This window comes from Levilactobacillus wangkuiensis (assembly GCF_016861605.1).
Classification (GTDB): Bacteria; Bacillota; Bacilli; order Lactobacillales; family Lactobacillaceae; genus Levilactobacillus; species Levilactobacillus wangkuiensis.
On record NZ_BOLM01000013.1, the window covers coordinates 61,931 to 71,686 of the forward strand.

At 53.8% G+C, this 9,756-nt stretch carries 10 protein-coding genes and 1 riboswitch; of the genes, 8 read left to right on the plus strand and 2 right to left on the minus strand.

Going from position 1 to position 9,756, the window contains the following annotated elements; genetic code table 11:
• Window positions 1–267 precede the first annotated feature (267 nt).
• The 8 genes from JUF13_RS09975 to JUF13_RS14510 all read left to right on the plus strand — a co-directional run bounded on the left by JUF13_RS09975 (window position 268) and on the right by JUF13_RS14510 (window position 7,182).
• Entirely contained in the window at window positions 268–1,098 is an 831-nt protein-coding gene (locus JUF13_RS09975) for an oxidoreductase (RefSeq protein WP_203639559.1), read from the plus strand.
• 47 nt (window positions 1,099–1,145) lie between these two features.
• A riboswitch (TPP riboswitch) is annotated at window positions 1,146–1,250 on the plus strand.
• Between the two features lie 207 nt (window positions 1,251–1,457).
• A complete protein-coding gene (gene thiM / locus JUF13_RS09980; protein ID WP_203639560.1) occupies window positions 1,458–2,249 on the plus strand; it encodes a hydroxyethylthiazole kinase in 792 nt (263 codons plus the stop codon).
• A 352-nt stretch (window positions 2,250–2,601) separates the two neighbouring features.
• On the plus strand, window positions 2,602–3,417 hold the full coding sequence (gene thiD / locus JUF13_RS09985; protein WP_203639561.1) for a bifunctional hydroxymethylpyrimidine kinase/phosphomethylpyrimidine kinase: 816 nt from the start codon (window positions 2,602–2,604) through the stop codon (window positions 3,415–3,417).
• Window positions 3,417–4,064: a thiamine phosphate synthase gene (thiE, locus tag JUF13_RS09990; RefSeq protein WP_203639562.1), complete on the plus strand. Its 648-nt coding sequence runs from the start codon at window positions 3,417–3,419 to the stop codon at window positions 4,062–4,064. Before thiD ends, thiE begins: the two co-directional genes overlap by 1 nt.
• An 821-nt stretch (window positions 4,065–4,885) precedes the next feature.
• On the plus strand, window positions 4,886–6,184 hold the full coding sequence (locus JUF13_RS09995) for a Y-family DNA polymerase (protein WP_203639563.1): 1,299 nt from the start codon (window positions 4,886–4,888) through the stop codon (window positions 6,182–6,184).
• Entirely contained in the window at window positions 6,177–6,485 is a 309-nt protein-coding gene (locus tag JUF13_RS10000; protein WP_203639564.1) for a hypothetical protein, read from the plus strand. Before JUF13_RS09995 ends, JUF13_RS10000 begins: the two co-directional genes overlap by 8 nt.
• A 12-nt stretch (window positions 6,486–6,497) precedes the next feature.
• On the plus strand, window positions 6,498–6,890 hold the full coding sequence (locus JUF13_RS10005; RefSeq protein ID WP_203639565.1) for a hypothetical protein: 393 nt from the start codon (window positions 6,498–6,500) through the stop codon (window positions 6,888–6,890).
• A gap of 163 nt (window positions 6,891–7,053) precedes the next feature.
• Window positions 7,054–7,182: a hypothetical protein gene (locus JUF13_RS14510; RefSeq protein WP_263972792.1), complete on the plus strand. Its 129-nt coding sequence runs from the start codon at window positions 7,054–7,056 to the stop codon at window positions 7,180–7,182.
• 14 nt (window positions 7,183–7,196) lie between these two features.
• Here JUF13_RS14510 and JUF13_RS10010 read toward each other — a convergent pair whose 3' ends face one another.
• Complete coding sequence (locus JUF13_RS10010) at window positions 7,197–7,472, minus strand: type II toxin-antitoxin system Phd/YefM family antitoxin (RefSeq protein WP_203639566.1); 276 nt, start codon at window positions 7,470–7,472, stop codon at window positions 7,197–7,199.
• 1,000 nt (window positions 7,473–8,472) lie between these two features.
• On the minus strand, window positions 8,473–9,579 hold the full coding sequence (locus tag JUF13_RS10015; protein WP_203639567.1) for a hypothetical protein: 1,107 nt from the start codon (window positions 9,577–9,579) through the stop codon (window positions 8,473–8,475).
• Window positions 9,580–9,756 lie beyond the last annotated feature (177 nt).

The following is a 9,756-nucleotide window of genomic DNA, read 5'->3' on the forward strand; positions in this document are numbered from 1 at the left end:
ACGAGGCGTGGTTCTGGGGTTGGGCTTCGGAACCGGAGGCTGAATAGGTTCAGAGACCTGTGACAGTGGTGTTAGTCGGCGTTTTTTAGCCGGCTTACAGCACGGGCCGACCTTGGAAACTCGCGAACCTTAGCGAGGTTTCAAGGCGCCACTGAAGACCGCCTTTTGGCTTCAGTGGGTTGCCCCACAGGCGGGAGAACCTAATTCAGCCGCAGGTGGAGAAGCACAACCCCAGAACCCAGAACCAACCCAGAGGAGGGTTATTTTATGAAAAAAGTGGCTTTAGTGACTGGTGCCTCATCCGGCATCGGCAATGCGATTGCCCGCAGCCTGCACCGTAACGGCGTGATTGTTTACGCGGGTGCGCGGCGGGTCAACCGAATGAATGATTTAGACGACTTGGGCATCACCACGTTGGCGTTAGACGTGACGGACCCCATCAGCGTGGAGAACGTGGTCGACCGTATCGTGAGCGAAACCGGGCGGGTCGATATTTTAGTGAACAACGCTGGTTATGGCCTGATGGGGGCGCTGGAAGACGTGCCCATGGACCAGGCCCGTGACCAATTTGACGTGAACTTATTTGGGGCGGCGCGGTTGATTCAATCCGTTCTGCCCATGATGCGCCAGCAACATAGCGGTCGGATCATTAATATCACTTCGGTGGACGGCAAGGTGGCGCAACCACTGGCCAGCTGGTACGTGGCGTCCAAATTTGCGCTCGAAGGCCTTTCCGACGCACTCCGGCTGGAACTGAAGCCGCTGGGCATTGATACGGTGGTCATCGAACCCGGGGCCATCCAGTCCGAGTGGGCCGACATTGCGGCTAGCCATCTTCGTGAGACCTCGGCGCAGGGGCCATACCAGGAAACGGCGGACCGGGCGGCAGCCATTTTAACCGCGGTCAAACGGTTCTCCAGCAAGCCACAGGTGATTGCCAGACTGGTCGACCGCGCGGCATTATCCCGGCGGCCGAAAACCCGGTACCATGCCGGATCTGGCAGTCAAATTTTGCTAGTCCGGCGGTTCTTGTCGGATAAGACCATCGACCGGCTGTGGCGGATCATTGGTGAAGCGGCACAACGAATTACCCACTAATACGAGTGACGTTGCCCTGTTGTGGAAACCTGTTATACTTAACTTAACTAGAACACTAGGGGTGTCCACGACTGGGCTGAGATGCGGGTGACCGCGATCCCTTGGAACCTGTCAAGTTCAGACTTGCGGAGGGAATGTGTCGTGGCACCCAGACGGGCCACCAGTTCACCTCGATGTGAGCCGGTGACCCGTTTTTATTTGTCCAAACGGTTAGTTAACCACCTGACCGTTGCGAAACACTAGCCGGTCAATTGACTTGACTACCTGGTATTCTAGACCTAACTAGTGGCTGAAATATCAGCTTGAAGCATCAATCGATCACAGGTAAAGTCAGCGGCGTTAATCAAGGGAGGACAATCATGAAAGTTGCATTGTTAGATGAATTGCGAGCCAAGAACCCCATTGTTTTCAACGTTTCCAACTTCGTCACCGTTCAGGACGTGGCCAATGGTATCAACGCGATTGGCGCATCGCCCATCATGTCTGAGGAAGTGGCGGAGGCCGACGAAATGGTCGGACTCGCTGGGGCCGTTTGCCTGAATTTGGGAGCGGTTACCGCTACGCAGATCACGCAGATTCGCGCGGTCGGGCAGTCGGCTAACCAGCAACACCGGCCACTGGTCATTGATCCGGTGGCGGTCGGCGCCGTCACATACCGGATGCAGATGGCGACCGGCCTCCTGAATGATTTCCACCCGGACGTGATTCGCGGCAATGCCGGTGAAATTGCGGCGCTGGCCGGTGTCGAATGGCAGGCCAAGGGCATCGACGCGGGTGAGGGCGCTGGTGACATCGAAGCCATCGCCAAGGCCTGCGCGCAGAAATTAAGTTGCGTGGTCATCCTGTCCGGTCCCACCGACGTCATCACCGACGGCACCCGGGCGGTCAAGGTCAAGAATGGCACGTCCTTGTTCCAGGTCCACGTGGGCTCCGGCGACATGCTATCGAGCATCGTGGCGGCCTTCTGCGCGGTCACGGACGACTATTATGAAGCCGCCCAAACGGCCTGCCTGGTCTTCGCGGCCACGGGCCAACTGGTCCACGACGCCACGCCAAACCTGGGGGCGGGCACGTTCATCATGAAACTCCTAGACGCCCTACAAACGACCACGGTCGCAGATATTGAAGGTATCGCCGACTTCGAGGCATAAAAGACGCAAGGATTCATAAGTACAATAGAAAAAGAATTGATTGGCTAAAGCTATGAGGGTGGCAAAGCTCGAAAGGTAAAATCAAGTAAGCAAAAGCAAAAGCAAAAGCAAAGACTGGCTGTTCGGCCGCAACTTGTGTCAGCCGGAGGGATAATGAAAATGGGCTCAGCCGTGGGATTTCCTGATTTCATCAGGAAATGGCGTCTTTGAAACGCGGGTCTGGCGGTTCAAAGCGAGTCAGAAGACCGCTTCACAGGCTTCTGACGTCCTGCCCACCGCGTTCCGGCCCGATTTTCATTATCCCGGAGGCGACTGCGAGCTGAACCCGAACAGATGAAGGGATGAAGGTAGTATGGCAAATGAATTTCCACAAACCTTGACGATTGCGGGGACCGACAGCGGCGGCGGTGCCGGGGTCATGGCGGATTTAAAAACGATGCAGGAGCGCAACGTTTTCGCAACGGCCGTGATCGTTGCGGTGACCGCGCAAAACACATTGGGTGTGCAGGACTTTATGGCGCTACCGCAGAAATTGATCGATGAACAATTCGCGTCCTTGGCGGCGGACCTGAAGATTCGGGCCTGCAAGACGGGGATGCTAGCGGATGCCGCGCACGTGCATGGGGTCGTTGAAAATTTAAAGAAAGCTAATTTTGGCCCCTTAACAGTTGATCCCGTCATGATTGCCAAGGGCGGCGCGGCCCTGTTGGCGGACGACGCGGTGGCCACGGTGCGCGATGAACTCGTGCCATTGGCGGACGTGTTGACGCCAAACTTGCCGGAGGCCGAACGCCTGACCGGCACGACCATCACCGATGGCAAGGGGATGGAACGTGCGGCGGTGGCCTTGCAGGACCTCGGCGCCAAGAACGTCATCATTAAAGGCGGTCACGAGGCTACGCCAGATCAAGCGAGTGATTTTGTTTTGTTAGCGGACGGTCGATCATTTTGGCTGACGGCGCCGCGGGTGGATACGGTCCGGACGCACGGCACGGGCGATACGCTGTCGTCGTGCATCACCGCCGAACTCGCTAAGGGCAAGGACTTTGAAACAGCGATTCGTATCGGAAAAGATTACGTGACGGCGGCCATCGCGAATCCCATCGCGGTCGGCAACGGTCACGGCCCACTGAACCACTGGGCATACAATCAAGGAGGCGCTGAGTAATGTCAGTAACGTTTGAACCAGGCCTATTGCGGGCCTACTTTGTGGCGGGGAGCCAGGACGTTCCCGGTCAAGATTTACGTCAGGTGTTGGCAACCATGCTAAAGGCCGGCATCACGGCTTTTCAGTTTCGAGACAAGGGCAACAGCCAGCTGACCGATGAACAACGGTTGGCGCTGGGCAGCGACTTGCGGGTCCAGTGTCACGACGCCAACATTCCCTTTATCGTGGACGACGACGTGGAACTGGCGCTGCTGCTAAACGCGGACGGCATCCACGTAGGGCAAAGCGACCAGAAAATTCAGAGCGTGATCAAGGAAGTGGCCGACCGGGACATGTTTGTCGGCCTGTCCTGCAACACGGCCAAGCAGGTCGCGACGGCAAATAGGCTGCGCGGCATCGACTACATCGGCAGCGGTCCTATCTACCCGACGGTGTCCAAGGACGACGCTGACCCGGCCATGGGTGTCGATGGGCTGCAGAAATTGGTCGAGCAAGCCAACGTGCCTATCGTGGCCATTGGCGGCGTGACGGTCGCCTCACTGTCAGCCATCGCCAAGAGTGGGGCCGCTGGCGTGGCGGTCATCACCTTGTTGACGCGCAGTGCCGACCCAGTAGCGGATGTGCAAGCCATGCGCCAAGCCTTTTAATAGAGAAGCAAACGAAGCACCACGGAGCGTCCTCAAGGACCGCCGTGGTGCTTTTTCACGCAACCAATCGATTGTGGGTGAAAAGGTTCAAATTGGTAAGCGCATCCAGTTGGCCAGAACCGACTAGTTGTAACAGACAAATTAAACGTTAAAATCACGAAAAAAACAGGATCGATTTCACCGTGTTTAAGTGCGGCAAACCAATCCTGTTTTAAAAGTTGAGGAAGCTAGTTGACTAGGGCTAACTTCACAAGTACATTCTAACACGACTCGCAAATAAAAGCTATCAAAAATGAATGAAATAACAGAATGTTGGTTAAGTAAATGAATAAGGTTTGCTGGATGGTCAGTGGATTATGTAGTTTACGGAGTACCGCATATTATTAAAAAATTGGTAACTACTCATAACCGCTAATCACGGGATAAATGAAATGAGCTGACGACTGAGCGGCCTTCCAGTCGACGAATCGCAAAAAAATGGCCAAGATTAGGCAATTTCCCCTTGCAAATCAGAACAAGTGTTCGTATAATGAGAACAGCAAGTTGTTAAGCACTTGTTTACGTTGACTGGACAGAATGGCTAGATAACGGTTTAAGCTAGTGTCTGTCGCAGGAGACGTGAAAATGGTGTCAGTCGTGGGACTGGCCTTAGCGGTGGCTTTACCGCTTAGACCAGTGCTATCTTTGAGACGCGATAGCGGCTCAAAGTAAGTCTGGAGACCGACCTTTGGCTCCAGACGTGCGCCCACAGCGTTCCGCACCATTTTCACGCCTCCGGAGACTGGGTAACGCAAGAGCTTAAACCAAGGGAGGCATGCGCCATGGATTACTCGCAGGAACCGCACGGATTATTTTTCATGATTGATAATAAGTCCTTTTACGCCAGCGTCGAGAGCGTTGAGCGGGGACTGAATCCGCTGAAATCGGTGATCATTGTGATGTCGGAAGCGGACAACACGGGGAGTGGTCTGGTGCTGGCGGCCTCGCCCATGGCGAAGAAGCTGTTTGGCATCAGTAACGTGTCGCGGCAATACGAGGTCCCGCACGATGAACGGATTCTGGTGGTGCCACCGCGAATGAATCTGTACATTCAGAAGAATTTGGCCATCAACAAAATTTTCCGCGAGTACGTGGCAGATACCGATCTCTTTCCCTATTCAATCGATGAATCCATTCTGGACATGACCAAGTCGTGGCGGTTATTTGGCCGCACGCCAGAAGAGGTGGCGCGCAAGATTCAACTGCGCATTCGCAACGAGCTGGGGCTGTACACCACCGTGGGTATTGGCGAGAACCCCGTGCAGGCCAAGCTGGCCCTCGACCTGCAGGCGAAGCACGACCACGAATTGATTGGCCACCTGACCTACGAGAACTTCCCCGAACACATTTGGCCCATCACCAATCTGGAAAAGGTCTGGAGCATCGGTCACCGCACGGCCGCGCACCTTCAACGCTTGGGCATTCACAGCATGGGCGACCTGGCCCACGTCAATCCGTACGAACTTCGCCATGAAATGGGGATGATTGGCGCGCAACTCTTCGCCCTGGCCTGGGGCATCGACCGCAGCCATTTCCAACAGGTCCGCCCGCCCAAGGAAAAGAGCTGGAGCAACTCGCAGGTCTTGCCCCGCGACTACCGCGTCCAACGAGAAATTGAATTGGTCCTGCGCGAAATCGTCCAGCAGACGACCTCACGCATGCGGCATCACCACCAGCAGGCTGGCTGTATCAGTCTCTTCGTGGGCTTTGCTTGGGATGGCAAAGCCAGCGATGGCCGCAGTGGCATGAGTCACAGCCGCCGTATCGACCCGACCGACAACGCCCAGACGATTATCCGGGAATTTGTGACGTTGTTTCGGGAAAACTGGGAGGGCCAACCCGTCCGTAACTTGGGCGTGGGCCTCTCACGGCTGAGCCACAGCGGCAAGTTGCAGCTGGACCTGTTCCAAGATCCTGACCGACAAATTAAGGATGACCGGTTCGACCGGATTCTTGATGAGCTCCGGGATAAATTTGGCAAGACGGCCGTGATTCCGGCCAGCAGTCTGATGCATGGTGGGACCATGTTAAGTCGGGCCGCGCTGGTCGGTGGGCATAATGGGGGGAATAGTTTTGATTGATGAAACCAAGGAGTCGGCACTGATTCTAGAGCGCCTGCAGCCCCTCTTTACCGCGCAGTGGCACTGCCAGTATCGCATCGACGTAGTCAATAACCAGTATGGTCACGTGTTCAATTTTTTCTTGGACATTCGCCGGCCGAAACACCGGGAACGGTCGATTCCGTTGCATTCGCTGCGAACGACAGATTTGGAAGTGCTGGAACGCGTCATCAGTCAGGTGCGGCAGGGAACTGCGCTGACGTTAAATTTTGTTGACTTCGGTCACGTGCGCTGGCCGTTGAGTCAACGCTGGATTCGCTAGGAAGTGAGCGCCATGTACCTGAAAAAATCGTCAGATGATCAGCTCGCACAAGACTTTTTTCAACGCGATTATCAGGACCGCGGCATGCTGAAGTGGGGCGGGTTCTACCTGTCCGACCACACCAGTGCCTTGGCTAAAATGCACGCGGCGGAGCAGGTAGAACAGCCATTTCCGGAGCAAACTGCGGCGGACGTCAGTGAGCGTCTCGTCGCAGCCTGGCAAAGCCATCGTCCGGTCCATCTCCAGCTTAACGTGCTCGATGATAACCAGACCATTACCGTCATTGACGGCGTGGTCGTGGGCGAATTTGACGACCAAATCGTGATCCAACTGGCTACCGGAGAATTCCGGCGGCTCCAGCTGGCAGCGATTCGGTGCGTGGCGCCAACTAAAGAAGCACCCTGACCAAGTTGATTTGGTGAGGGTGCTTCTTTGAGTTATGTAGAAAGTCCTTGGGTCCGGCGACTAACAACCAGTTGATTGGATAATCCCATGGGTACGATTGCTGTGGCTATTTACCTGGTAAACAAGTAACGTTAGGGGTGAATCTAAGGGAGGTGTCTAGCAATTGAAATTACTGGAAACGCGTCACGTTAAGGTTAGTCTACGACGCACGACCCGCCAAGAAATGAGAGAAGGAATTTTGGCTTTGATTATCGTCTTTGCCATTGCCTGGCTCTGGTCTGCTTGGTCGTAAAGCAGTCGATAAGCCTAGCTTTGCGTGTTTTGCCATTCAGATTGGGAGGATGTTTTGGTGTTGCCCGCTAGCATTTGATCAATTGACGCATCTAAAGCACGATGATTGGCTAGGGATTCTAACAGATACAAAGTTTCTTGCCAGGAATTGAATTCGTCTTCAGACATAATAACGACATTGCGGTTGTGGGGCTTGGTAACGATGACATAGTCTTGGGAATCTACAATATCATCAGTTAAAGATTCTAAGTTTTTACGGGCGTCAGTGATGTTAATCGTCGCCATAGCCATTTTGTAGGTCTCCTAATCTGTGTCAGTACTAGTTGGGTGTCCAAAATTACTTAGAGAGTTAGCAAAGGGACCATTAATGCCGACCGCGACGTTAGTGTTCCCTTTGTTGGAGATTGAGTTATGGTGTGTTTCACAGATGGGTCAAGCCCACCTCGGGGCCAGTATAACATTGTCCTCACCATTTGTTCAGTCCTTGGTCACTGGTCTTGTCTTTGAACTCGCCTTACCGGGCGGAAAAAATGGGATCGGAACGCTGGGGGCAGGACGCCTAGAGCCAAAGGGCGGTCTCTAGACTTGCTTTGAGCCGAAACCCACGTCTCAAAGTCACCATTTTCTGAGTAATGCACTCAGAAAATCCCCCGGCTGGACCCATTTTTTCCGCCCTCTCGGCTAACATAGACGTGACCAGTACGAAAGAGGAGGGTGGCCACAATGTGGTGGATTTAAATTTGTGAGTTAGTCTGGTTTCACCCGCCACAACGTTTCGTTAGGCACATACATAAAAGCTGAGCGATGGTCCAACACAATCTAAACACAATGATCCCAGAGCACCAGCGCAATCCAACGTAACAACATCGCCAGACCCGCACCATCGCCGCCAGAGAGCACCACCCCCCACCCAAACCATTGGTTATGTTCGACCCAGTATGAGCAGAGTGGTGGCCGTGGAGCCGGAAGACGCTAGGTTGCGAGCCCTGTGTCGGTGGTGTTAGACTGGGCGGGCTTTTCCCAGCCTTACAGCACGGGACGTCCTTGGAAACTCGCGGTCTGGGCGAGGTTTCAAGGCGAGGTGCCAGACCGCTCCTCAGGCTGGCACCGGTCCCCACAGGAGCGAAGTCAACCTAAAGCGGCCGCAGGCGGCAGGTCAGCCACCACACTGTCTTTACACGCCTTTGACCCTAATCTCCAAACAAATACATAACAAAAAAACAAAAGAAGCAAACCAAAAAGAGCAGTAGCTGCGGACCACTCGCAGTTACTGCTCCATTTCAATTATAAGCTAAAAGTTGTTACTAGTCGTCTTCATCAACTCGGCGGCCTTGTTGGTCATCAGGTAACCGGCACCGTTCTTGGTGAATTGGAGACTTTCGAATTCACGCTTGCCGTTGAGATTCGTGGCTTCGACCTGGCTAGCCTTCAAATGGCCCAGCTTGGAAACGGGCACGGATGAAATACTGCTGTCAGAGAGGAAGTACAGGCGGTTGCGCTTAACGTTGTAGTCCATGGATTGTGGCTTGGTACCTGGACGGTAACGCAGGCCTTGCATGACCAAGTGGAACTTAACGGACTTCTTGTTGATCTTACCCTTGTAGATCTTGACGGCGCCCTTAGGAGCCCAGCCGCCATTGGAGTAAGTGAAGAAGTAAGCGTTACCCTTCTTATCAAACGTCAGGTTCGAGCCCATGGTAACGGTGCTCTTCAGCATGAAGTTGATCTTCTTGGTCGGCTTCAGCGTGCTAGTGGAAACTTGTTGCACGTTGGAGTGAACCTTGACGGGAGCCCCAATGAACCAGAGTTGGCCGTTCTTCGGGTTCATGGCCAGTGATTGACCATGGCCGGTGTTAAACTTAGGCCCAATCTTGATGTATTTCATGATGGCCTTATCGGTGCTGGTCATTTGCTTGACAGAGTGGTCGTAAGAAGCGCGACGCAGGGCGTCCATGTGGTTGGTGCTGATGCCAAATTTACTCCGCAAAGCACCGAGGTTGTAACGAACGATCCAGCCACGCGTGCTCTGTGAGCTAGTGGTGATCAGTTCGTACATGGTGTTGCCGTCCTTGGACAGCACTTCACTTTGGGGGTTGCCCCAGTCAGCGGAACGGTTGTAGGTGACGGGCAGGAACACGTTGGACTTGAAGGTGACCTTCTTGCCCTTGGTGCTGGAAATGCTGGTTGGCGTCGTTTGGAAAATGTCCGAGTAACTTTGCTTGAACGTGTAACGCTTAACGAACATGTTCTTGTTCTTAACCGTCTTATACTTGTTGACGTTGTAGTTGGCCAACGCATTACCGTGTTGGGTATACGTCTTTGCGTGCGCCAAGGTCGTGGTACCGCCAAATAAGAGGGCGGTAGCGGCCACAGCGGTTAACAATGCTGCTTTTCTCATAACTAAAAATCTCCTCTGGATATATGTAGGTAAACCGATTACATAACTATTTATACCACTAATTGGGGTGATGTGGACAAAAAATTAAAAATTTTAAGGCCCCCAATTGTCAAATCAAGTGCAACACAGGACAGTAAGGCGTAAGCATAACCGGATGCATGTTCTTGAAGACCTGTG

What these genes read in the sequence shown, in the direction of transcription:
- thiM (WP_203639560.1), top strand. Translation starts at nt 1,458, where the DNA reads ATGAAAGTTGCATTGTTAGATGAATTGCGAGCCAAGAACCCCATTGTT.
- JUF13_RS10010 (WP_203639566.1), bottom strand. Translation starts at nt 7,472, where the DNA reads ATGGCTATGGCGACGATTAACATCACTGACGCCCGTAAAAACTTAGAA.
- thiD (WP_203639561.1), top strand. Translation starts at nt 2,602, where the DNA reads ATGGCAAATGAATTTCCACAAACCTTGACGATTGCGGGGACCGACAGC.
- JUF13_RS09995 (WP_203639563.1), top strand. Translation starts at nt 4,886, where the DNA reads ATGGATTACTCGCAGGAACCGCACGGATTATTTTTCATGATTGATAAT.
- thiE (WP_203639562.1), top strand. Translation starts at nt 3,417, where the DNA reads ATGTCAGTAACGTTTGAACCAGGCCTATTGCGGGCCTACTTTGTGGCG.
- JUF13_RS10015 (WP_203639567.1), bottom strand. Translation starts at nt 9,579, where the DNA reads ATGAGAAAAGCAGCATTGTTAACCGCTGTGGCCGCTACCGCCCTCTTA.
- JUF13_RS10005 (WP_203639565.1), top strand. Translation starts at nt 6,498, where the DNA reads ATGTACCTGAAAAAATCGTCAGATGATCAGCTCGCACAAGACTTTTTT.
- JUF13_RS09975 (WP_203639559.1), top strand. Translation starts at nt 268, where the DNA reads ATGAAAAAAGTGGCTTTAGTGACTGGTGCCTCATCCGGCATCGGCAAT.